The organism is Pseudomonas moorei (assembly GCF_008801475.1).
GTDB lineage: Bacteria > Pseudomonadota > Gammaproteobacteria > Pseudomonadales > Pseudomonadaceae > Aquipseudomonas > Aquipseudomonas moorei.
In genome coordinates this window covers 20708-42036 of sequence record NZ_VZPP01000018.1, presented here as the reverse complement: position 1 = coordinate 42036, position 21329 = coordinate 20708, and the positions used below count along the sequence as shown (strand labels likewise).

Genomic DNA, 21329 nt, shown 5'->3' with positions numbered 1-21329 from the left:
TTCGCGGTCGATCGCTGGCACGCCAGCTCCTACAAGATTTGCGTCACCTGTGGGAGCTGGCTTGCCAGCGAAGGCTTCATCACTGCCGAAACAACTCTCCCGGCGTAAACCCGAACAGACCTTTGAACGCCGCAATAAACGCCGACGTCGAGTCATACCCACAGGCCAGCGCGGCATTGGTCACGCTGTCGCCCTCCTCCAGCAAACTCAACGACGACAGCAGCCGCATGCGCTGGCGCCAGCTGCGGAAGCTCAACCCCGTCTCGCGCTGAAACAGGCGCATCAGGGTTTTCTCCGAAGTGCCCAAGCGCTCTGCCCACGCCTGCAACGTCACGTTCTGCTCGGGATTTTCAATCAGCTCGTTGCACAATCCCAGCAACCGTTGATGCCGGGGCAACGGCAGGGAAAACCCGACTTCCGGCAACGTGGCCAACTGATCCAGCAGCACACTCACCAGCCGCGCCTGCGGGCTATCGCCCTGCGGATACTCCACGGGCAGCAGGCAAAAACTCTTGATCAGTTCACGGGCCAGTGGCGTCACTTCCAGCACCCGGCAACGCCCGTCCGCCCACTGACAATCCTCGCGACGTACGTAGAGGCTGCGCATCTCGGCGCGCATCGACGTCACCACTTGATGCTCCAGATCCGCCGGAATCCAGATCCCCCACTGCGGCGGTGCGAAGAAACTGCCCTCGGCGGTGTGCACGCCGAGTACGCCACTGATCGCATAGGAAAACTGCACCCAGTCGTGGCGATGGGACGGCGTCCACGAACCGGCATTGAGGCTCTCCACCCGCGCATACAGCGGACGCGGCAACGTCTTGAGGGGTGGAATGCTCCGTTCGAGGGTGATTTGTCCGTTAGTCGGCATTGACTGGCCTTATGTTGCGAGACGGCTGATGGGGCCGACGTTAGGCCATGTCACACATCTATTCAACACCGGTGGTCCTTGTGGGAGAGGGCTTGCCCGCGATAGCGGTGTGTCAGGCAACAGAGTTGTTGAATGTGCAGCCCCCATCGCGGGCAAGCCCGCTCCCACAGGTTTTTCGCTGACTTCAAAAATCAGCGCTCGATGATGGCGGTGACACCCTGCCCTCCCGCAGCACAGATCGAGATCAGGCCCCGGCCTTTGCCTGCCGCATCCAACAGCTTCGCCAGGTTGGCAACGATGCGCCCGCCCGTGGCGGCAAACGGGTGCCCGGCCGCCAGCGAGCTGCCTTTGACGTTGAGCCGACTGCGATCGATCGAACCCAAAGGCGCATCGAGGCCGAGGCGGGTCTTGCAGTAGTCCGGGTCCTCCCAGGCTTTCAAGGTGCAGAGCACTTGTGCGGCGAAGGCTTCGTGGATTTCGTAGTAATCGAAGTCCTGCAACGTCAGGCCGTTGCGCGCCAGCAAGCGCGGCACCGCATACACCGGCGCCATCAACAGCCCTTCGGCGCCGTTGACGAAGTCCACCGCCGCCGCCTCGCCGTCGCGCAGGTACGCCAGAATCGGCAAGCCACGTTCCCTGGCCCACGCTTCACTGCCCAGCAGCACCAGTGATGCACCATCGGTCAGCGGCGTGGAGTTGCCCGCCGTCAGGGTGCCCTTGGCACTTTTTTCATAGGCCGGTTTGAGCGCGGCAAGCTTTTCCAGCGTCGAGTCCGCACGCAGGTTGTTGTCACGGGTGAGGCCGAGGAAGGGTGTCATCAAATCGTTGTGCCAGCCTTCGGCATAGGACGCGGCCAGTTTTTGATGGCTCTCCAGGGCCAGTTGATCCTGTGCTTCGCGGGGAATGTTCCAGGTCTGCGCCATCAGCTCGCAGTGCTGCCCCATGGACAAGCCGGTTCGCGGTTCGCCGTTGCGCGGGAATTCTGGAATCAGGTCACGGGGACGCAACTGCAGAAAGGTTTTCAGTTTGTCGCCGGTGGTTTTGGCGCGATTGGCTTGCAGCAGAATCTTGCGCAGGCCCTCACTGACGCTGATCGGTGCATCCGACGTGGTATCGACCCCACCGGCAATGCCACAGTCGATCTGGCCCAGGGCAATCTTGTTCGCCACCAGCAACGCGGCTTCCAGTCCGGTGCCGCAGGCTTGCTGGATGTCATAGGCAGGCGTCATGGGTGACAACCGCGAGCCGAGCACGCATTCGCGGGTCAGGTTCATGTCCCGCGACAGCTTGAGCACCGCCCCGGCAACCACTTCCCCGATGCGCAGGCCATGCAGGTTGTAGCGCTCGATCAGGCCTTCGAGAGCAGCCGTGAGCATGGCCTGGTTACTGGCGGTGGCGTATGGACCGTTGGAGCGGGCGAAGGGAATCCGGTTACCGCCGATGATCGCGACGCGGCGCAGCTGAGTCATGAAAAGCTCCTGATGAAATATCCAATGAAAACACCGGCCTCTGTGGGAGCGGGCTTGCCCGCGATGGTGTGTCAGCTACATTGACTTCGACTGATACACCATCGCGAGCAGGCTCGCTCCTACAGTCTGGTCAAGCGTAGGCCTTATCTAGTGGATCGAACGACTGATCGCCATTCGTGGTCCACACTTTGAACCTCAGCTGCTGGAGCGCGTTCCATGTCTGACCGCTATATCGACTTCGCCAATTCCTCCATCGGCCATCGTCTGGTCGGGGCCTTGGGCCTGCCTTCGCCGGTTCGCCTGGAGCGCTGGCAAGCCGGCCGCCTGCGCCCGGTCGAGGGTGCGCTGCTGATCGGCGGCGGGCCGCTGGCGGAAAACGTCAGCGCCTTCGCCAATCGCCTGACCGACGCGATCTACAGCTACGGCACCGAGCCTTCGCTGGCCACCGGATGGATTCCCGGCCATGGTTCCAAGCTCAAGGCCGTGGTGTTCGATGCCTCTCATCTGGTGCACACCGATCAACTCAAACAGCTGCGCGAGTTCTTCCAGCCCCTGATGAAGAACCTCGACCACTGCGCACACCTGGTCATTCTCGGGCGTGAGCCGCAGACCTTGAGCGACCCTTTCGCCGCCAGTGCCCAGCGCGCGATTGAGGGGTTCAGCCGTTCACTGGCCAAGGAACTGCGCAGCGGCGGCACCTTGCAGCTGATCCATGTCGGCGAAGGCGCCGAAGATCAACTGGAAGGCCCGCTGCGGTTTTTCCTCTCGCCCAAAAGCGCTTTCGTCTCCGGGCAAGTGATTCGCCTGAACGCCTGCGACACCCAGGTCACGGACTGGACCCGGCCCCTGTCCGGGCGCAAGGCGCTGGTTACGGGTGCAGCACGCGGCATTGGCGCCGCCATCGCCGAAACCCTGGCCCGTGACGGCGCCGACGTCATTCTGCTCGACGTGCCCCCGGCCAAAACCGATCTCGACGCCCTCGCTGCGCGCCTGGGCGGGCGCAGCATTACCCTCGACATCTGCGCCGAGGACGCCGCCACGCAACTGGTCGAACAGTTGCCCGACGGCATCGATATCGTGGTGCACAACGCCGGCATCACCCGCGACAAAACCCTGGCCAACATGACGCCGGAGTTCTGGGACGCGGTGCTCGCGGTCAACCTCAATGCCCCGCAAGTCCTGACCAAGGCCTTGCTCGATAACGGCACCTTGCGTGACAACGGCCGGGTCATCCTGCTGGCGTCGATCAGCGGCATCGCCGGCAATCGCGGACAAACCAACTACGCGGCGAGCAAGGCCGGGCTGATCGGTCTCGCGCAGGCCTGGGCGCCGCTGTTGCAGGCCAGGGGCATCAGCATCAATGCGGTCGCGCCGGGGTTTATCGAAACCCAGATGACCGCACATATTCCCTTCGGCCTGCGCGAAGCCGGACGACGCATGAGTTCCCTGGGCCAGGGCGGTCTGCCGCAAGACGTCGCCGAAGCGGTCGCCTGGCTCGCCCAACCGGGCACGGGCGCGTTCACCGGGCAAGCCTTGCGCGTCTGTGGGCAAAGTGTTCTGGGGGCTTAGGCATGATCACTGACTGGCACACACTCAACCGCGAGCCGAGCCTGCCGGGGCTGTATTTACGCGCGGCGACGCGACGAAAAATCACTGGCACCACCCTGCCCGATTCCGGTTTGCGTTGCTGGGTCGATGTCGATCCGCAACGCCTGGCGGCCTATCGCAACGTCTGCGGCTACGCCGACAACGGCTTGTTACCGCCGACCTATCCACACATCCTCGCCTTCGCCTTGCAGATGCAACTGCTGACGGCCAAAGACTTTCCGTTTCCGTTGCTCGGGTTGATTCACCTGAGCAATCGCCTCCGCGTGCTGCGCCCCATGGGGGCGGTCAATCGGGTTCGAGTCAGCGTGCAAGTGCAGAACCTGCAGCCCCATGCCAAGGGGGCGACCTTCGATCTGGTGACGACCCTGGGCGATCAACTGGGATCGCTGTGGGAAGCCGAAAGCCGGATGCTTTGTCGCGGCGTCAAGCTTGAGGGGGAGCCCCTCGAACAAGTCTTGGACTCGACACTGCCGCTGAGCGAAGTCGCGCACTGGAAAGCCCCTTCGGATATCGGCCGGCGGTACGCCAGGGTGTCCGGCGACTACAACCCGATTCACCTCAGTGCAGCCAGCGCCAGACTGTTCGGGTTTCCTTCGGCCATCGCCCACGGCTTGTGGCTGAAGGCACGCACGCTGGCCGCGCTGGTCGATCATCTACCGGCGGCAAGCCTCGAGATCATGGTGCAATTCAAGAAACCGGTACGTCTGCCCAGCGAGGTGACGTTGCTCGCCAGTGCGGCGGGGTCGAGCGGCGATCTGCGCTTGATCAGCGCCGGGGAGCTGGAGCACATGACTGGCCATTGGCGACCGCTTGCCTGAGAAAATCTGTGGGAGCCGGCGGGCTGGCGAAGCCTTTTGGATGGTTTCGTGTTCTCCAGGCCGCCTTCGCTGCGATGCGGCGACCCGACAAGCCAGCTCCTACTGGGGGATACACCGTTACCGAAAAGATGAATTCACGCGCCATCAGCAACGTTCAGGGGTAAACCAGCTGAAGCCTCGGTTGCGGAAACAGGTTGTTCAACGTCTCCAGCAGCCGCACGTGATAGATCGGCTTGCGAAACAGATCCAGCACCTGCAACCGCAGCATGTCACTGACATCCTCCATGCCCGCATGCCCGGACATCACAATCACCGGCAAATGCTGGCGCGACGTATGTTCGCGCAAGCGCTTGATCAACGACATGCCACTCTCCTCCGGCATGCGCAGGTCGGTGATGACCAGCGCTATATCCGGATGAAGTGTCAAATGCTGCAACGCCAGTTTGACCGACGTCGCGGTAAAACAGATAAAGCCCTCGCCCTCCAGCAATTCTGCCAATTCAAGTAACGCATCTTCCTCGTCGTCGACCAGTAGAAGTTGCTGGCGCGAAAGCACAGGAGCGTTCATAGGAAACACCTGGAATGGGTTAGCGCTGACATTAAAATCCGTTTTTCAGCCTTGGCAAATGACTGAGGCCTCAATTACGGAGTAATAGGTTTCAACGCATCTTTGATTGTTCCAAAGAGAGTCGTAATAGAAGCGCCCATGCCCCCACTTAGCCCGGCAATGACCACCGCCACCATCGCCGCCACAATGGCGTACTCAATACCCGAAGCCCCTTCGGTATCTTTGGCCAGACTTTTATAGAAATCGATCTCGGATTTGATCTTCTGAACAACCTTGGCAAACGACATGACGTTCTCCTTGATGACTGCGGGTGTTGCACCGACGCAACATGATTCCCCTATGCCAGCACCAGCATTGTCGGCATTTCCCCGGCCAACAACTGTAAGAACGCATTAATACGAAAGTATTAGTCATTTGGTTGGCGTCAAAGAACCTGACATTTCAGGTTAATCGTTCACTTTTATCAGATATTTCGATGTCCGTAATGGCATTTTGCACTAGCTGCGCTAGGGTCAAATAGCGAATCAGTCCAATGTTCATAGCTGCCTTATTGCAAAGTTTTCTCGTTCTCTAATACGGGATATGTGCGCAGCAGGAAAGGGAGTGCCGTCATGAACAGTCGTGCCATTCTGGGTCTTGCCGGACTGTCTCTGGTGGGCGCTGTCATTGCCGGTTATTGGGGCTTCACCCTGAGCCGACAACCGGCCGCAGCCCCTGTGGTTGCGCAACCTCAAATCGTAACCCCGTCCCCTGCCACTCCCCCGGCAGCAGCGCCACAGGAAGAAGACACCCGCCAACCCGTCGTCGTGCTGTTGCATGACATCGCGCCGTTCGTGCAAATCACTGCTGCCGACGTGGCCGTGGAAAAACTCCGCACCGCCCCTGCCGGCAGCTTCACCCGTCTCGATCAAGCAATCGGCCGCACACCTTGGCGCAGCCTGCGCGCCGGTACCTGGCTCAGTGATGAAAGCTTCGAAGCCGGCAGCAAACTGGCACGGATGATTCGTTCGGACGAACGCGCGCTCGCCGTATCCGTGGACGAAGTCATCAATGCCGGCGGACAACTGGCACCGGGGGACTATGTCGATGTCTTGCTGTTTTTGCGCATGGACACCATCAATCTCCAGCCCTCGGCGCAACTGGTGATCCCGGCAGTGCGCGTGCTGGGGGTCGGCGAACAGTTGGGCCTGAGCAACGATGGGCAACCCACCAGCCCGGCCTACAGCAACGATGAAAAGCTCAAGCAGGAACAACAGCGCGTCAGCGCCCGTACCGTCCTGCTCGCCGTTCCCGCGCCACTGGTGAGTCGCCTGATGCTCGCCACCCAGGCCGGGGTATTGCGCCTGGCCGTGCGCAGTGCGGATGAAAAACGCCTGGCCCGCTATTGGGCCGGCGAGAGTGATTCCCCGGTCAACCTCGCCAACGCCAATCGCGAGTTGATCCAGTTCAATCAACTGGCCATGACCGCACCGCCCAAACCCGTCGTCGCCAGTGCCCCCGCCGCACCGAGAAAATCGGGCGTGGAAGTCATTCGCGGCAATGAACTCACTCAACAGACCCCCTGAATCGAGCAAGGACGGCTTTCCATGCGCAGACGTATTATTCCGTTATTCAACGGTTTGATCTGGGCCATCTTTCTGGGCAGCCTGCCGTTGACGGCAGCCATGGCGGCAGGCGGAAACTGCGCCGCGCTGGGCCCGTTACCCGCCACCGTGGAAGTCGGCGAAGGGCAGCAACAGGAACTGCAATCGCCCGTTCCCATCACCCGCCTGGCCGTGGGCGACCCGAAAATCGCCGACGTGCGGGTCAACGGCAACCAGGCGTTCCTGCTCACCGGGATGGCCCCCGGCACTACCAGCCTGATGGTCTGGACCGCCTGCGCCAGTGCTCCGCGCCAAAGCATGGTGTTCGTCCAGGGGCGCGCCACCGCCGCCATGACCAGCGCCGCGCGGTTGCCATCGGACGATCCGGCGCTGCCATCCCAGGTGCAGACCGACATCCGCTTCGTCGAAGTCAGCCGGACCAAACTCAAAGAAGCCAGCACCTCGATCTATGGCAAAAACTCGAACTTCCTGTTCGGCTCTCCCGGCACGGTGCCCAATACGGCGGTGACCCCCCGCGTGCTGCCGCTGCGCAACATCGATCCGCGCATCGCCGTCCCCAGCATTCCCCTGGCCAACGATGTGTTCAATATCGTCGCCGGTGGCGGCAACTTCCTCGCCATCATCAATGCCATGGAAAGCAGCGGCTTCGCCTACACCCTGGCACGCCCGAGCCTGGTAGCCCTCAGCGGGCAGAGCGCGAGCTTCCTCGCCGGTGGTGAAATCCCGATCCCGATCCCCAGCGCCAACAGCAACAGCTACTCCATCGAATACAAGGAGTTCGGCATCCGCCTGACGCTCACGCCGACGGTGGTCAGCAATGATCAGATCGCCCTCAAGGTCGCCCCCGAGGTCAGCGAACTGGACTACAACAATGCCGTGACCATCGGCGGCACCACGGTGCCGGCGTTCACCATCCGCCGCACGGACACCAGCATCTCCCTGGCCGACGGCGAAAGCTTTGTCATCAGTGGTTTGATCAGCACGCAAAACGGCTCGCAGGTCAGCAAGTTTCCGGGCCTGGGTGACATTCCGATTCTCGGCGCGTTTTTCCGCAGTTCTTCGATCAGCCGTGAAGAGCGCGAACTGCTGATGATCGTCACCCCGCACCTGGTCCAGCCGCTGGCCGCCAACGCGCAGTTGCCATCGTTGCCCGGGGAAAAACTGCGCAACTACGACCCCAACTGGTATCGCCTGTATTTCCTCGAAAACGGCGACTTCGATAAACGCAGCGGGCTATCGCAATGAGCCAGAACCTGAGCCAGACCTTCCTCGCGATCACGCGCAACCACACTGACCTGGAGTGGCTGCAGGGTGCCCTGGCGCCGCTGGGTCAAGTGGTCAGCGCCGGCTCCGGCAGCCTCGACGAGCTGCTGGCGCTGGTGGACGTGACCTGCGCCAGCCTGGTGTTCGTCGGCCTCGACCGCGAACATGTGGTGGCCCAATGCGCGTTGATCGAGGGTGCCCTGGAAGCCAAGCCGATGCTGGCGATCGTCGCCCTGGGCGATGGCATGGACAACCAGCTCGTGCTCAATGCCATGCGCGCGGGGGCGCGGGATTTCGTTTCTTATGGGTCGCGCTCCAGCGAAGTCTCGGGACTGGTGCGACGCCTGAGCAAACGCCTGCCGGCCGTGACGCCGAGCACCCAACTGGGTGGCCTGACCGTGCTGTATGGCGTGCAGAGCAACGCCGACGGCGCACTGCTGGCCAATCACATGGCACAAGTGGTGCAGAAGAGCGGGCAGCAAACACTGTTGCTCGACCTCGGGCTGCCGCGCGGTGACAGCCTGGCCTTGCTCGGGCTGGAGAGTTCGTTTCACTTCGGTGATGCCTTGCGGCATATGCGCCGACTCGACGCGACCCTGATCGACAGCGCCTTCACCCGTTGCGAAGTCGGGCTGCGAATCCTTGCCTACGCCGATAACGACGAACCGCTGGAACACACCAGCGCCGCCGAGTTGTACATGCTGCTCAGCGCCCTGCGCCAACACTTTCAGCACATCGTGGTGAACCTCACCGGGCAGCCGGACAGCGAAGCCCTGCGCACCTTCGTCAGCCACTGCGACAAGCTGTTGTGGTACACCGATCAGAACGTGCTCGACTGTCGCCGCAATCTCGCCGTGCTCAATCTGTGGCGCGAAAAAGGCATGAAGCTCGATCACGCCAGACTGTTGGTGGATCGGTACCTGCGCAGCGTCGCACCGGACTCCGAGGCTCTGGGCAAAAGCTTCGGCATGGAAATCATCGCCACCCTCGCCTACAGCCCGGAAGTGCGCCTGAATGCCAAGAATCAGGGGGTGACCCTGTTCGAACTGGCACCACGGGAAGTCCTCACGCAAAGCCTGCGGACCCTCGGTGAATGCCTGGCCAAGCGTTCTGAAACCCTGGCCAAACCCAAATCCTGGTTCAGCCGTTTGAGAGGTGCGCAATGAGCGGCGAAAAACTGTTCGGCGCGACCCAGCGCAGCGTGGCCGGCAACACCGACCACGAAGGTCTGAAACTGGTGCTGCACCGCTACATCATCGATGCCATCGAAGAGTCCGGTCAAAACCTGCTGGAAGGGTCACGCCAAACGCTGTCGCAGTTCGTCGTCGACAAAGTGGCTGAATACATCGCGCGCCTGCATTTGGCGATTTCCCGTTATGAGATGGAGCGCCTGGCCGAGGAGATCGTCGACGAGCTCACCGGTTTCGGCCCGCTGGAAGTGTTGTTGCGAGATTCGGCGGTGACCGAAATTCTGGTCAACGGCCCGCACCGGGTGTTCATCGAGCGCGACGGTTTGCTGCACCAGAGTGATTTGCGCTTCATCGATGCGCACCACGTCGAGCGCGTCATCCAGCGTATTCTCGCGCCCCTCGGGCGGCGTCTCGACGAGTCGTCGCCGATGGTCGATGCGCGTCTGCCCGATGGCAGCCGGGTCAACGCGATCATTTCACCGATTGCCCTCGACGGCCCGTGCCTGTCGATCCGCAAGTTCCGCCAGGACATGCTCAACAGCACCGACCTGATGACCATGCAAACCATCGATCAGGCCATCTTCGACTTCCTCAAGGAGGCCGTGGGCAAGCGCTGCAACATCCTGATCAGTGGCGGCACCGGCACAGGCAAGACCACGCTGTTGAATATTCTCAGCCAGTTGATCAATCCCCACGAACGGCTGGTGACCATCGAAGACATCGCCGAACTGCAATTGGGCCACCCCCACGTGGTGCGCCTGGAAACCCGGCCGCCGAATGCCGAGGGCCACGGCGAAGTGAAGTCCAGCGACCTGATCCGCAACGCCCTGCGGATGCGCCCGGACCGGATCATCCTCGGCGAGATCCGCGGCGTCGAAGTGGTCGACGTGCTCACCGCGATGAACACCGGCCACGACGGTTCCATGAGTACCGTGCACGCCAACAATGCCCAGGATGCGCTGTTGCGCCTGGAAACCCTGGTCGGCCTGACGGGCCGCAGCATCGCCGAACGGACCTTGCGCCAAATGATCTGCGCGGCGCTGGACGTGGTGATCCAGTTGACGCGCCTGCCCGACGGCCGCCGTTGCGTCAGCGAAGTGGTGGAGGTGATCGGCATTCGTGAAGACGTGTATGTGACCAATACGCTGTTCCGCCTCGACCGCCGGAGCGGCTTCGGTTTCATGCGTGAGGCCACCCACCCTGCCGGTGACAAACTGCGTCGCGAGTCGACACTCTCTCCCTTGGCGTACTGAAGGTTACGGCATGCTCAAACCGCTGCTGCTCATCCTCGTTAGCCTGGCCTTGCTTGGTCTGTCGGCTCGCCTGCTTTACCGCGGGTTGCGCCAGCCCGGCACCCAGCGCGCACTGGAGCGCCTGACCCAGGGACAACCGGAGCGGGTGACGCAGAAATCGTCCTGGGTGGCACTGGATCGCGCCTTTTTGCGTGCAGGCCTCGCGCGGCCGACAGAGCGACTGAAGCTTTGGCTGGCACTTTGGGCCATAGCTGTTTTGCTCGGGTTCGCGGCGGCCGGCTGGGTCGGTCTCATTGCGCTGCTACTGATGCCTCCCCTGCTCCTGCGCCTGTACATCAATTGGCGCTATCAACGCCGGCTCAAGCGCATGATCGAACAGTTGCCGACACTGCTTGACCATGCGGTGCGCAGCCTGAAGTCCGGACGCACCCTGGCCGATGCGGTGCTGGGCGCCGTGAACGTGGCGGAAGACCCGCTGAAAAACGCCATGGGCCGGATACAGCGCAGCGTGCAACTGGGCGTCAGCCTGCCGGACGCCGCCACGGATTTCGCCGAGCTGTACGACAAAGACGAACTGCGCCTGTTCGCCCTCGGCCTGAAGGTCAACCACCGCTATGGCGGCAACGCCAGCGAGCTGCTGGAAAACCTGATCAAGCTGATCCGCGAACGCGAGCAAGCGGCTCGTCAATTGAGCGCCATGACGGGTGAAACCCGCGTCACGGCGGTGGTCCTGGCGCTGTTGCCGGTCGCCGTCGCCGGCTACTTCTTGGTTTCTAACCCGAAGTACCTGCTCAGCATGTGGAACGACGGCTCCGGGCAATTGATGCTGGTGAGCGCGTTCGCTTTGCAGGTGTTCGGCTGTCTGGCGCTGTGGCGGATGTTGAAACACTTATGAACCTGTCGATGCTGCTGAGCTCACTGCTGTTTCTGTTGGCATCGCTGCTGCTGTTGAGCGTCGTGCTGGAACTGCGTCGGCGCGCACGGCAAGTGGTGCAACGACTGGACGGCAAAGCGCCGAGCGAACCTCGCTTCAGCCAATGGTTGCTGGCCTTGGGCACCAGCCGGCTGGGGCAACAGTCGGTCAAACTCGACAACGAAACCCAGACACTGCTCAACCGCCTTGGCTGGCGCACCGCGCGCAAACGCGCCTTGTATGCGGCATTCCAAGTGGGCGTGCCGCTGCTGGCACTGGCCTTGAGTGTGCTGATTCAAGAGCTGTTCTTTGCGCAAGTCGTCAATCGCTGGATCGCGCCGACGTTTGCCCTCTGCATTGGTTATCTGCTGCCCAAACGTCTGCTGGCGGCGGCTGCGCAACGTCGGCAAAAGAAACTGGCGATCGAGATTTCGACCTTCATTCCGCTGCTGCGCATCCTGTTCGAATCGGGCATGGCCGTGGAGCAATCGCTACGCGTGTTGAGCGGTGACGGCAAACAGCTGTTGCCGACGCTCACCCATGAGCTGCGCCTGGTGTTGGCCCGGGTCGATTCCGGCCTGGAGCTGGGCGACGAGCTGAACAAGGCGAGCCGCTTGCTGGCGGTGGACGAGTTCACCGACACCTGCGTGATTCTGCAACAGCTGATCCACCAGGGCGGCGGTGCGATGAAGTCCTTGCTGGCGCTCAAGCTGTTGCTCGATGACCGGCGCCTGACTCGCCTGCAGGAGCACGTCTCCAAGATGTCCGCCAAAATGTCCGTCGTGATGATGTTGTTCCTCTTCCCGGCGTTATTGATCGTACTGGCCGGCCCGGGCTTCACCGCCCTCGCCCGGGCCTTTGCTTCCTAGGGGGTTTGTGATGAAAGCAATGATTGCCGGTCTGAGTCTGCTGTTACTGGGCGGTTGCGCGAGCAACGGCCAGACACCCTGGAGCGCCCTGACCGACTCCGCCAGCTGCGGCAAATTGAACTCTGAAGAACAGCTGTCACTGAACCTTGCCGACGAAATGGCCAATGACGGCAAGCTGCACGCCAGCCTGGCCAACCTGCAGAACCTGCCGGACAACCTGGCCGACGTGCATTTGCGCAAGGCCAAGGTCTATCGACTGCTGGGCCGCAGCGAAGCCGAGCCGCTGTACCGCAGCCTGCTCGGCGGCTGCAAGGCCGCCGAGGCCGAACATGGCCTGGGTCAACTCGCCGCCGCCCGGGGCGACAACGGCCAGGCTCAGTCCCACCTGCAACGGGCGGCGCGTCTGGCGCCCACTGACGAAAAAATCCGCAATGATCTCGGCGTGGTGTACCTCAATCAATTGCGTGTCGAAGACGCCCGGTTCGAATTCCTCACCGCCCTCGAACTCAAGCAAAACAACACACTGGCAGGACTGAATCTGGTGACCTTGCTGATCTATCAGGACGACTGGAGCCGCGCCGCCGAACTGGTCAGCCGCCTCGGCCTGAGTCCCGCCCAGGTCACCGAGGCCCAGGGCCGCGCGGAAAAACTCAAGACGCCAGCCAAGACCGGCCCGACCGTCGCCGCGCAAGTCGCCATCGCCACCGCACCCGCCCTTCAGTAGGGAGAACCCAGGATGAAAACAACCACCTTCTGCTGCCTCGGCCTGCTGGCCCTGCCCCTCACCAGCCACGCCATCGATCCCGGCCCGAACTCGCCACAACAACAGGAAACCGAAGGCTGGCTGCAACTGCAAACCAACAAGACCGCCGCCTCACAAAAACTGCAAACCGCTACCGCAACCGAACGGGAACTGACGATGCAGCGGTGGTTGAAAACTTATCAGCACGAGATCCCGCAGTTCTTTGATCAGGATGCGGGCGGGAAGGTGAGTAGCGGGTCGGGGAATTAGCTTGGTTGATAGCGGCTGTAGGGCCGCGCGCGCTCGCTCATAGCTGTGCATGGTCGCAAGGATTGTGATCAATGAAAATCACGCTACTCATAACCACTTCCAGGAAGAGAACTGTCAAGTTTGACAGTAGACGCCTCTTTTCACTTGGGCGGAGCATTGGTCTCCCACTCATTGACCCTGGAAGGGCAGAAAAATGCGCAATCGAACTGACGACAAAGCACCCACATTAGAACCACCGGCCTTCAACACACCTCGTAATGGAGACAGCTTTCCAACAAACAAAATTCCCGTTTCAGGCACCAGTTACCTGCGCCCGCCAACCAAGGTTTGGGTACTTTTTGATAAAGGTCATTGGGAACCGAATACGGTTTTTGAGGTTGACGAAAATTGACGCTGGGGAGGAACGCTGGACTGGGGATACGCACTTGAGCCAGGTACTAACAAAATCGTAGCCAGGCATGAACGCGGTGCTGAATACTCCAATGACAGCGCGCCAGTGACATTCAACATAGAAATGCCCGCTATTTTTATCGAAGCTCCCACAGAGGGAAGTGAAGTTCCCCCCGCTACCGCATTTACAGGGAGAGGGGTACCTGGTGCCACGGTGAAAGTCGTCATGGCGGAAAATGAAAGTGAAGTGGTAGCGACCGGGGATGTTTATTCGGGAGGGGACTGGAGAGTCAGTGGACAGAATGACTACTTACTTCCACCAGGTAACGTGAGTGTCAAAGCGAGGTTGGTCTATAACGACGGCTTATCTCCATGGAGTGAACCCCGTAGTTTCATCGTCACGATTTATCCACCGCAAATTCTGGTTCCTGCTTCTAACGCCGTAGTTCCCAGCCGTACGGAGATCTCAGGTCGAGGATTTCCGGGCGCCCTCGTGGAAGTCAAGACGGCCGATACCCCTGCGATCAGTCTTGGCACGGTAAAAGTCGGCGATGACAAGACATGGCTTTTGCCTGTTGTTCTCGACCAGGGCATTTATGAGATTGAAGCGTTCCAGACCAACAGGGGAATGACTTCAACGCCAAGCAGAAAGGTTCGCTTCACGGTGAGCTGATAGGCCTTGTGTATTTTGCAGGCCCCCTTCGCCAGTGCAAGCCAGCTCAGGTGCCGCGGTACTTGGGGTGAGCGTCATGCTGTAGCAGCTGGTTTGCTGGCGAAGGATTCTGGATTAGGTGGTGGTTTGCAGGAAGCCCTCGCGGGCAAGCCAGCTCCCACAGGAAAGCTGCATACCGGGCATTCACTGCGCCGTAACCCGCTGCCGCAACCCGGAACCATTCGGCGAAAGCGCCAACGCCAACTGCGTCCGATTACGCATATGGGTCAACCGCAGCACCTGCGACACATACAACTTCACCGTGTTCTCGGTGATCCCCAGCTCACAGGCAATCTGATAATTGGTCTGCCCCTTGCCCACCAGCCGCGCTACCTCCAGCTGCCTGGGTGACAGTTGATTGAAAATCGACGGAATTTCCACCCGATCCGTGTCGCCGACAGCCTCGTCAGCCGAATCCGCCGCCCCCGAGGAAAGCGGAGCCCGGCGAACCTTGTCCAGGTCCTGATACAGGTCCTCGATCGACTCGGACAGGTATTGCAGCTTCTGATCCAGATGCCCCAGTTGCAGCGCCTTGTTCCGTTCCTGCAAGACGATCTCCTGACGTTGCAGGCCTTCGAGCAGCTCCCTCAGATCAATCGGCTTCTGGTAGTAGTCGGCAAAACCGGCACGCAACGCCTTGATCACATCCTGTTTGTCCGCATACCCGGTCAGCATGATCGCCTCGAACGCGCGGTGTTTGCCGGACAGCCGTTGCAGTTCCAGAACCAGTTGAATCCCGTCCAGGCCCGGCATGTGCAAATCACAGAGCACCAAACCGATTTCAGGGTCTTCGTTGAACCGTTCAATGGCTTGATGACTGGACACGCAGGCATCGCAACGGTAGCCGCGGCTCTCGAGAAATTCGCAGAGTTCTTCAACAATGGATGGTTGATCGTCGACCACAAGGACTTTTACTGCCGAAGTAAGCTTGCTCACGTGCAACTCCCTGCCAGGTCAAAGGCTGACCGTTCCTCGACTCATAGCTCAAGGCTGTACAACTACTGAATGAAAGTAGTCGCACTTTCTGACTCTGTAAAAAAACCGAAGACGGCCAACGTCAGCAACAACCCCACCAGCAAGAAAGGTGCGAAGGGTTGTTTCCTTGACACTCCCGGCTCCAGATAACGCAGATGTCCCCTAAGGCCCTGACCGATATGGAGCCAGACGCTTGGCGCCAACAGCAGCCAACACACACTGGCCAATCCGGCACCGATGAAGACGCCCAGCACATGCCGACCATCGGTCGCGAGCCCCAGTGCGGTCATGAGTTTCACGTCACCGGCGCCCAGGCGTCGCATCGCAAAACCGGGCAAGGTGAACGCCAGGGCCAACAGCGCAGCCCAGCCACCCTGCTCTGCCGCTGCGCCCAGCCAGGTGGTTCCGCTCCAGAGCATCCAGGCCAGGGCCAATGCCCCGGCGCCGAGGGTCAGGACGTTAGCGATGTGCCGCTCACGGGCATCCTGCGCTGCGCATAGCGACAGCCAGATCAGTAGGACAAGGCTCTGCATCCGGTAAAAAACGTCCGTTTTGGCTGAATGATTCTATGCTGACATTACTAATGTGATGTCAGGGTAGACGCACTCATGAAATCCAGCCTCCCTCGCAAACAAAAAGGCGCCGCCGCGATTGAATTTGCCTTGGTATTCGTCATTTTTTTCGCGGTGTTTTACGCAATCGTCACCTACAGCCTGCCGCTATTGCTGATGCAATCCTTCAACCAGTCGACTGCGGAAGCCGTGCGCCGCAGCGTGGCACTGGATCCGAACACCCCCGGGTACAGCGCCGCGCTGATCAGCGTCGCGACGCAAGAGTTGACCCGGCAGCTGGCGTGGATTCCCGCCGGGCTGAATTTCAATGTCGCCACCGATGCAGCGGCCACTTACACCGGCGGCGTACTGAAGGTGACCATCAACTACCCGACCAATAAATTGAATGCCGTCATCCCGTTCCTGAACCTGCCGGGCATCGGGCAGGTACCGAATTTGCCGGCGACACTCACCGCCAGTGCGAGCCTGCAATTTTGAGTGCCGGGGACAAACTGTTCGGGCGCCTGCTCAATCGCCATCCACCACCGCCCCTGGAGACCTTGCAGGCTCCGAGCATGCCCGGTGTCGGCTTGCAGATGCATCTGGACGCCGACGGTCGTGTGTTGCACCTGACCGGGCCGCTGCGCCATGTCTTGGCCCAGCAGGTACCCGGTGCCCGGGCGCCGCACCTGCTCGACTTTTTGCTGCCGCACTGCAGCCTCGTCGTCGAAGGCACCCCCTCTGACTGGCAGGGCCAGGCCCTGGACCTGGACTTTTACACCCTCAGTGGTCAAACCCTGCACCTGCGTGGCTGGGTCCAGCCGTTGGCCGAAGCCTGGCTGCTGCAACTGCTGGACATCGGCGATCTGCTACTCGAGCGCCGGCAATCGCAGGTGCGCGAACAATGCCAGTTGCTCGCGCTGCAGATCGGCGAGCAGTTACGCCTGTGCAGCCTGACCCGCTTGCCTGAAATGCTCACCGAGCAGTTGCAATGCCTCGCCCAGCGTTTTCACATCCCCTGCATCGCCCTGGCATTGCTCGACGAGCAAGAACAGGGGTGGCAGATTCACCAACACTTTTCAGGCTTCGATGCCCCGCAACTGTGGCAAACCGGACAGCGGCTGGGGACCGGTCTCGACAGCCTGAACGGCTCCGCCCCGCAGCATTTGAATCCCCTTGAGCACCCTCGCCTGCAAGGCATCTTTGGCAATGCCGAGGGCTTCGTCGTGCCTTATCACGATGCGCAAGGCGTGGCGGCCTGGTTGCTGTGCGGTTGCTATCCGGCGCAGCAACGGGCGCCCGATGTCAGCGAGCGCGATTGGCTGCAGTTCGCCGCCGCGCTCGCCGGTCCCTTGTTGGAACGCTCGCGCGAGCACCGGCACCACCTGCAAATGGAGCGCCTGGAATCGCTGCAGGCGTTGCTGGGCACCGGCTGGTGGGAAATGTTCAGCGACAGGGCCGAAGTGCAACTGGCACCCTCGCTGGCCAGCGCCCTGAACCTGGCCAGCGAGCGTTTAGCGCTGAACGACTGGCTTGATCAAGTGCATCCCGCCGACCGCGAAGAGCTGCGCAGTCGCTTGCAAGACCTGCTGGATGAAGGCACGCCGTTACTGCTGTGCGTGCGTTCGTATCGCCCCGACGCCGCGCTGCCGCCGAGCTGGTATCGCCTGCAAGGCCAGGCCTTGGGTGTCGGCCGGCATCGGCGCCTGGTGGGTTTCATGCTCGACATCAGCGACATCAAAAACCAGGAGCAACACGCTGCCGCCGCACACGCGCGCCTGGACAATCTGATCGCCAGTTCACCTGCGGTGATTTACGTGCAGCGCTATGTGGAAGGCGCGCTGCAACCGACCTTCTTCAGCGACAGCCTGCTGCCGTTGCTCGGCTGGACGCTCGACGATTGCGCCACGACTGCGCTGGTTGAACGGGTGCACCCCGAAGACCGTGATCGCTATTTCGAGCGTACCCGGCAACTGCTACGCGAAGGCTCGGTAAGCGCCCGCTATCGACTGCGTGACAGCCGCGGCGATTATCACTGGTTGCTCGATGAGGCCAAGCTGCTGCGCGATGACCTGGGTCTGCCGGTGGAGGCCGTGGGCCTGTGGCTGGATGTCACCGAAGCGACCCTGGCGGCCGAACAGGTCAAGCAAAGCGAAGAGCGCTATCGGATATTGGTGGAAGACTCCCCGGCGATGATCTGCCGCTATCGTCCCGACCTGTCCTTGAGCTTCGGCAATCGACCGTTGGCGGCGTATCTGGAGTGCACACCCGAGCAACTGCCGGGGCTGAACCTGGGTAACTGGATGTCGGCGCAACAGCGCGAGTCATTCATCCAGCGCCTTGCCCGTCTCAGCCCGGAGTTTCCGGTCAGCACCGCAGAAATCAATTTGCAGTTGCCGGGACGGGAGCATGCCTGGTGGGTCTGGTCGGATCGCGGGGTGTTCGACGAGCATGGCCAGTTGCTGGAGATTCAGGCCGTGGGCCGCGACAACACCGAAGTCCGGCGCTCCCAGCAGCAACTGACCCAAAGCGCGAAAATGGCCACCCTCGGCGAAATGGCCACCGGCCTGGCCCACGAAATCAACCAGCCACTGAACGTGATGCGCATGGCGATCATCAATGTGCTCAAGCGCCTGGGCAACGGTGACGTGCAGGTCGATTACCTGACCGACAAACTCAATCGCATCGATGCGCAGGTCCAGCGTGCCGCGCGGGTGGTCGATCACATGCGAGTGTTCGGCCGCCGCTCGGAGATCGAGCAACAACCGTTCAATCCAGCCCAGGCCATCGAAGGCACGCTGTCGTTGCTGGCCGAAGGCATGCGTGGCAAAGGCGTCGATCTGCGCATCAGCGAAACCGGGTTCGAAGTGCAGGTACGCGGTTACGTCGATCAGCTTGAACAAGTATTGATCAACCTGATGGTCAACGCGCGGGATGCATTGCTGAGCAAGCGCGAAACCAATCCCGAATTCAAACCGTGGATCGCGGTGTACGCCGAACGGGACCAGCAATGGGTACGACTGTGGGTCGAGGACAACGGCGGCGGCATCGACCCACGTCTGCTGGAGCGGATTTTCGAGCCGTTCTTCACCACCAAGCCGGTAGGCGTCGGCACCGGTCTCGGGTTATCGGTGAGCTACGGCATCGTCGAAAACATGGGTGGCAAACTGAGCGTGCGCAACTCGACCGAGGGTGCGCGGTTCTGTATCGAGTTGCCGGTTGTGCAGGTGGACTAAATCGCCAGGGAAGGCCTTCCTGGCGGTTTGCAACTGAGGTTGGCGCCCACATCGACCTTGTTCAGCGTGATCCCGAGATAGGCCAGCAGCCCATCGAGAATGGGATCGACCAGGGGACTGAGCAGGCTCTGCAACACGACGCCCAGGGTGCTCTGGACGCCATCAAGAGTGCCAGCCGCCACTACCAGCAAATCGCCCAACAGGCTCGAACCGGTCGGTTTATAAGCCAGCACCTGCACCCCGCCCAAGGTCGATTTCAGACTGCTGACGATGCCCTGCGTACCCAGGCTGTAGAACAGCGGCGGCTGCTTGATCTCGGGCGGCTGGTTGTAAACATGCGTGCTCTGGGTGCTGGCGACCGAGGTATCGATTTTCACCCCCAGGCCGCCGCCATAAAACGGCACGCGCGTGGCAGGATTGCAAATCCAGAATACGCAACTGATCTTGCCGATATCGATCAGCGCCAGGGGCTGCACGACGACATCAGCCGACGAGGAAAGAGCATTGGCGGTGTCGATCTGGCCAACCTTGAGCTTCACCAGTGACGTGTTGGTCTGGGTGGTGAGGGTTTTGGTCGCATCACTGGCGCAGCTGTAACCGGTGACGTGGCTATCGGCCGCAGCCACCTCCAGGACGATATCGATGGTCGGCGTCGGGAGGATCTTCAGGTCGGTTTTGTCACAGGTTCCCGTCAGCGTGCAAAGCAGCGAGCCTAGCGTACCGGCCAGGTTCAGGTGCAGCAGATTGTCCAGCGTATCCGTCAACCCATTGAGCAGGGTGTTGCTGGCGAGCGCGCTGACAAGGCCTGTGACACCGGACAGTACCGGCAAATTCAGCGACAACACCGTGCGCACCTGGGCGGTGCGCACATAGATCCGGTTGGGATCATTGAGCTGGCCATTGACCAGCGCCGGGTTGCCGATGGCCGATAACTGTGGGGGCTCGATGACCTTGACCTTGACCACGCCATTGGCCAGGCCCGGGATGTTCAGCGGGATACTGGCGATGGCGGCATTCCGGCTGTTGGCCAGTTGCACAAACGCCTCGATCAGTTGAAAGACCTGCAAATTGGTATCGAGTGCGGAAGAGGCCGCGCCCGTCTGCAATTGCAGCAGTTGCCCCAGAACAATCGACGTATTGCCAGCCGCCGCCTTGACTCCGATCAAGCCATTGACCGCGACACTGGCGGTCGGGCCACCGGCCTGGAGTACCGTGATCGCGGAGTCCAGCAGTTGAGTCAGGGCGATGTTCATGCTCAGTAACTGGGTGTAGTTCCCGGTGCTGACGTTCACATCGAGGGCCAACTGATTCAGGTAACCCAATAGATTGATTTGGTTATCGACCAGGCCTTGCCAGCTCGCGACGCTCAAATTCAGAGTGCTGCCGAGCATCTGCCCCAGCAACAGGTTCAAGGCCGTCGATTTGCTGGAGTCGACCACCAGTGCCGTACTGCCGATGGTCAACATCGCCAGGGGCGGCAGGGGCGCCGGGGCGCTGACCGCTGTCGCGGTGAGCTGGGTCGTCAGATTGAGCGGGCCTTGGCTGAACAGCGCGTAGATGCCCGCCGCAATACTGGTCGGCACGGTGTGGGTGACCACGACGCGAACGGCCTCCTTTTTGCTGGCATCGACGCTAAAGGCCCGCAGGTTGTTGGCCCCGGCCTGCAACGAGCCGCAAGTGGTGTTCAGGGTCATGCCATCGGTGGCGTTGTAGCCGTTGCGGGTAGCACTTTCGAGAGCGAAACCCGCAGCGCTGAGCGTCGGGGTCAGGCAGTCACCATTGCGGCTGACCGCCTCCAACGCGGCAACATCAGCCATCCGTTGCAGCTTGCGCTGTTCCAGGTAAAGCCTGCCGCTGTCGACCACCAGCAAACTGAAACACAGCGCCAGCGCCAACGTCCCGGCAGCCATCAACCCAATCGCCCCCCGTTGCCGGGCCGGGCCGCGAAACTGCAAGCAGGGAGACATCGAGCACTCCTTTGCCGGCGCACTGCCGAGCGCTACCTCCGTTGGTGTGAAGCAGTGTAG

At 61.2% G+C, this 21329-nt stretch carries 21 protein-coding genes; 14 read left to right on the top strand and 7 right to left on the bottom strand.

The features are described 5' to 3' along the window. Positions 1–79: 79 nt before the first annotated feature. Both F7R06_RS27360 and F7R06_RS27350 read right to left on the bottom strand, forming a co-directional pair. Positions 80–871: an AraC family transcriptional regulator gene (locus F7R06_RS27360; RefSeq protein WP_090328766.1), complete on the bottom strand. Its 792-nt coding sequence runs from the start codon at positions 869–871 to the stop codon at positions 80–82. Between the two features lie 191 nt (positions 872–1062). Further along, positions 1063–2340, bottom strand: coding sequence for an acetyl-CoA C-acetyltransferase (locus F7R06_RS27350; protein WP_090328764.1), 1278 nt, complete (start codon positions 2338–2340; stop codon positions 1063–1065). 216 nt (positions 2341–2556) lie between these two features. Between F7R06_RS27350 and F7R06_RS27345 the strand changes: the two genes are divergently transcribed. Both F7R06_RS27345 and F7R06_RS27340 read left to right on the top strand, forming a co-directional pair. Further along, a complete protein-coding gene (locus F7R06_RS27345; RefSeq protein ID WP_090328762.1) occupies positions 2557–3909 on the top strand; it encodes a 3-oxoacyl-ACP reductase in 1353 nt (450 codons plus the stop codon). Positions 3910–3911: 2 nt separating this feature from the next. Then, the gene (locus tag F7R06_RS27340) at positions 3912–4766 is read left to right on the top strand and encodes a MaoC family dehydratase (RefSeq protein ID WP_090328760.1); all 855 of its coding nucleotides are present in this window, start codon (positions 3912–3914) and stop codon (positions 4764–4766) included. Positions 4767–4920: 154 nt separating this feature from the next. On the opposite strand, the gene F7R06_RS27335 is transcribed toward F7R06_RS27340, so the two are convergent. Beyond that, the gene (locus F7R06_RS27335; RefSeq protein WP_090328758.1) at positions 4921–5334 is read right to left on the bottom strand and encodes a response regulator; all 414 of its coding nucleotides are present in this window, start codon (positions 5332–5334) and stop codon (positions 4921–4923) included. Positions 5335–5408: 74 nt separating this feature from the next. Then, positions 5409–5621, bottom strand: coding sequence for a Flp family type IVb pilin (locus tag F7R06_RS27330; RefSeq protein ID WP_090328756.1), 213 nt, complete (start codon positions 5619–5621; stop codon positions 5409–5411). 324 nt (positions 5622–5945) lie between these two features. On the opposite strand from F7R06_RS27330, the gene cpaB reads away from it, so the two are divergent. The 10 genes from cpaB (at position 5946) to F7R06_RS27280 (ending at position 14501) form a co-directional block, all read left to right on the top strand. Next, on the top strand, positions 5946–6899 hold the full coding sequence (gene cpaB / locus F7R06_RS27325; protein WP_090328754.1) for a Flp pilus assembly protein CpaB: 954 nt from the start codon (positions 5946–5948) through the stop codon (positions 6897–6899). A 21-nt stretch (positions 6900–6920) separates the two neighbouring features. Further along, positions 6921–8183: a type II and III secretion system protein family protein gene (locus F7R06_RS27320; protein WP_090328752.1), complete on the top strand. Its 1263-nt coding sequence runs from the start codon at positions 6921–6923 to the stop codon at positions 8181–8183. Further along, positions 8180–9367, top strand: a complete 1188-nt coding sequence (locus F7R06_RS27315) for a CpaE/TadZ family protein (protein WP_090328749.1) — start codon at positions 8180–8182, stop codon at positions 9365–9367. The genes F7R06_RS27320 and F7R06_RS27315 overlap by 4 nt, the downstream gene beginning before the upstream one ends. Further along, a complete protein-coding gene (locus F7R06_RS27310) occupies positions 9364–10644 on the top strand; it encodes a TadA family conjugal transfer-associated ATPase (protein ID WP_090328747.1) in 1281 nt (426 codons plus the stop codon). The genes F7R06_RS27315 and F7R06_RS27310 overlap by 4 nt, the downstream gene beginning before the upstream one ends. Before the next feature lie 10 nt (positions 10645–10654). Next, a complete protein-coding gene (locus tag F7R06_RS27305; RefSeq protein WP_090328745.1) occupies positions 10655–11539 on the top strand; it encodes a type II secretion system F family protein in 885 nt (294 codons plus the stop codon). Next, on the top strand, positions 11536–12426 hold the full coding sequence (locus F7R06_RS27300) for a type II secretion system F family protein (RefSeq protein ID WP_090328743.1): 891 nt from the start codon (positions 11536–11538) through the stop codon (positions 12424–12426). The genes F7R06_RS27305 and F7R06_RS27300 overlap by 4 nt, the downstream gene beginning before the upstream one ends. A 10-nt stretch (positions 12427–12436) precedes the next feature. After that, positions 12437–13150, top strand: a complete 714-nt coding sequence (locus F7R06_RS27295) for a tetratricopeptide repeat protein (protein WP_090328741.1) — start codon at positions 12437–12439, stop codon at positions 13148–13150. A 12-nt stretch (positions 13151–13162) separates the two neighbouring features. Continuing rightward, positions 13163–13438 (top strand): DUF3613 domain-containing protein, encoded by a 276-nt coding sequence (locus tag F7R06_RS27290; protein WP_090328739.1) that lies wholly within the window; start codon positions 13163–13165, stop codon positions 13436–13438. A gap of 193 nt (positions 13439–13631) precedes the next feature. Then, positions 13632–13829 (top strand): hypothetical protein, encoded by a 198-nt coding sequence (locus F7R06_RS27285; RefSeq protein ID WP_139204851.1) that lies wholly within the window; start codon positions 13632–13634, stop codon positions 13827–13829. Positions 13830–14042: 213 nt separating this feature from the next. Further along, the gene (locus F7R06_RS27280) at positions 14043–14501 is read left to right on the top strand and encodes a hypothetical protein (RefSeq protein ID WP_139204850.1); all 459 of its coding nucleotides are present in this window, start codon (positions 14043–14045) and stop codon (positions 14499–14501) included. A 183-nt stretch (positions 14502–14684) separates the two neighbouring features. On the opposite strand, the gene F7R06_RS27275 is transcribed toward F7R06_RS27280, so the two are convergent. Both F7R06_RS27275 and F7R06_RS27270 read right to left on the bottom strand, forming a co-directional pair. Next, positions 14685–15476 carry a response regulator transcription factor gene (locus F7R06_RS27275; protein WP_090328736.1) on the bottom strand — a complete coding sequence of 264 codons (792 nt, stop codon included), beginning with the start codon at positions 15474–15476 and terminating at the stop codon, positions 14685–14687. Positions 15477–15538: 62 nt separating this feature from the next. Further along, entirely contained in the window at positions 15539–16048 is a 510-nt protein-coding gene (locus F7R06_RS27270; RefSeq protein ID WP_090328735.1) for a prepilin peptidase, read from the bottom strand. Positions 16049–16123: 75 nt separating this feature from the next. Between F7R06_RS27270 and F7R06_RS27265 the strand changes: the two genes are divergently transcribed. Both F7R06_RS27265 and F7R06_RS27260 read left to right on the top strand, forming a co-directional pair. Then, positions 16124–16564 (top strand): TadE/TadG family type IV pilus assembly protein, encoded by a 441-nt coding sequence (locus F7R06_RS27265; protein WP_090328733.1) that lies wholly within the window; start codon positions 16124–16126, stop codon positions 16562–16564. Next, complete coding sequence (locus F7R06_RS27260) at positions 16561–19302, top strand: ATP-binding protein (protein WP_090328730.1); 2742 nt, start codon at positions 16561–16563, stop codon at positions 19300–19302. Before F7R06_RS27265 ends, F7R06_RS27260 begins: the two co-directional genes overlap by 4 nt. Here F7R06_RS27260 and F7R06_RS27255 read toward each other — a convergent pair. Continuing rightward, a complete protein-coding gene (locus tag F7R06_RS27255; RefSeq protein WP_090328728.1) occupies positions 19299–21269 on the bottom strand; it encodes a pilus assembly protein TadG-related protein in 1971 nt (656 codons plus the stop codon). The genes F7R06_RS27260 and F7R06_RS27255 overlap by 4 nt on opposite strands. Between the last annotated feature and the right edge of the window lie 60 nt (positions 21270–21329).

Bases quoted from the DNA above. Each gene is read 5' to 3' on its own strand.
- cpaB (WP_090328754.1), top strand. From the start codon at position 5,946: ATGAACAGTCGTGCCATTCTGGGTCTTGCCGGACTGTCTCTGGTGGGC.
- F7R06_RS27340 (WP_090328760.1), top strand. From the start codon at position 3,912: ATGATCACTGACTGGCACACACTCAACCGCGAGCCGAGCCTGCCGGGG.
- F7R06_RS27360 (WP_090328766.1), bottom strand. From the start codon at position 871: ATGCCGACTAACGGACAAATCACCCTCGAACGGAGCATTCCACCCCTC.
- F7R06_RS27345 (WP_090328762.1), top strand. From the start codon at position 2,557: ATGTCTGACCGCTATATCGACTTCGCCAATTCCTCCATCGGCCATCGT.
- F7R06_RS27300 (WP_090328743.1), top strand. From the start codon at position 11,536: ATGAACCTGTCGATGCTGCTGAGCTCACTGCTGTTTCTGTTGGCATCG.
- F7R06_RS27270 (WP_090328735.1), bottom strand. From the start codon at position 16,048: ATGCAGAGCCTTGTCCTACTGATCTGGCTGTCGCTATGCGCAGCGCAG.
- F7R06_RS27350 (WP_090328764.1), bottom strand. From the start codon at position 2,340: ATGACTCAGCTGCGCCGCGTCGCGATCATCGGCGGTAACCGGATTCCC.
- F7R06_RS27305 (WP_090328745.1), top strand. From the start codon at position 10,655: ATGCTCAAACCGCTGCTGCTCATCCTCGTTAGCCTGGCCTTGCTTGGT.
- F7R06_RS27315 (WP_090328749.1), top strand. From the start codon at position 8,180: ATGAGCCAGAACCTGAGCCAGACCTTCCTCGCGATCACGCGCAACCAC.
- F7R06_RS27310 (WP_090328747.1), top strand. From the start codon at position 9,364: ATGAGCGGCGAAAAACTGTTCGGCGCGACCCAGCGCAGCGTGGCCGGC.
- F7R06_RS27255 (WP_090328728.1), bottom strand. From the start codon at position 21,269: ATGTCTCCCTGCTTGCAGTTTCGCGGCCCGGCCCGGCAACGGGGGGCG.
- F7R06_RS27320 (WP_090328752.1), top strand. From the start codon at position 6,921: ATGCGCAGACGTATTATTCCGTTATTCAACGGTTTGATCTGGGCCATC.
- F7R06_RS27290 (WP_090328739.1), top strand. From the start codon at position 13,163: ATGAAAACAACCACCTTCTGCTGCCTCGGCCTGCTGGCCCTGCCCCTC.
- F7R06_RS27285 (WP_139204851.1), top strand. From the start codon at position 13,632: ATGCGCAATCGAACTGACGACAAAGCACCCACATTAGAACCACCGGCC.
- F7R06_RS27265 (WP_090328733.1), top strand. From the start codon at position 16,124: ATGAAATCCAGCCTCCCTCGCAAACAAAAAGGCGCCGCCGCGATTGAA.
- F7R06_RS27335 (WP_090328758.1), bottom strand. From the start codon at position 5,334: ATGAACGCTCCTGTGCTTTCGCGCCAGCAACTTCTACTGGTCGACGAC.
- F7R06_RS27295 (WP_090328741.1), top strand. From the start codon at position 12,437: ATGAAAGCAATGATTGCCGGTCTGAGTCTGCTGTTACTGGGCGGTTGC.
- F7R06_RS27330 (WP_090328756.1), bottom strand. From the start codon at position 5,621: ATGTCGTTTGCCAAGGTTGTTCAGAAGATCAAATCCGAGATCGATTTC.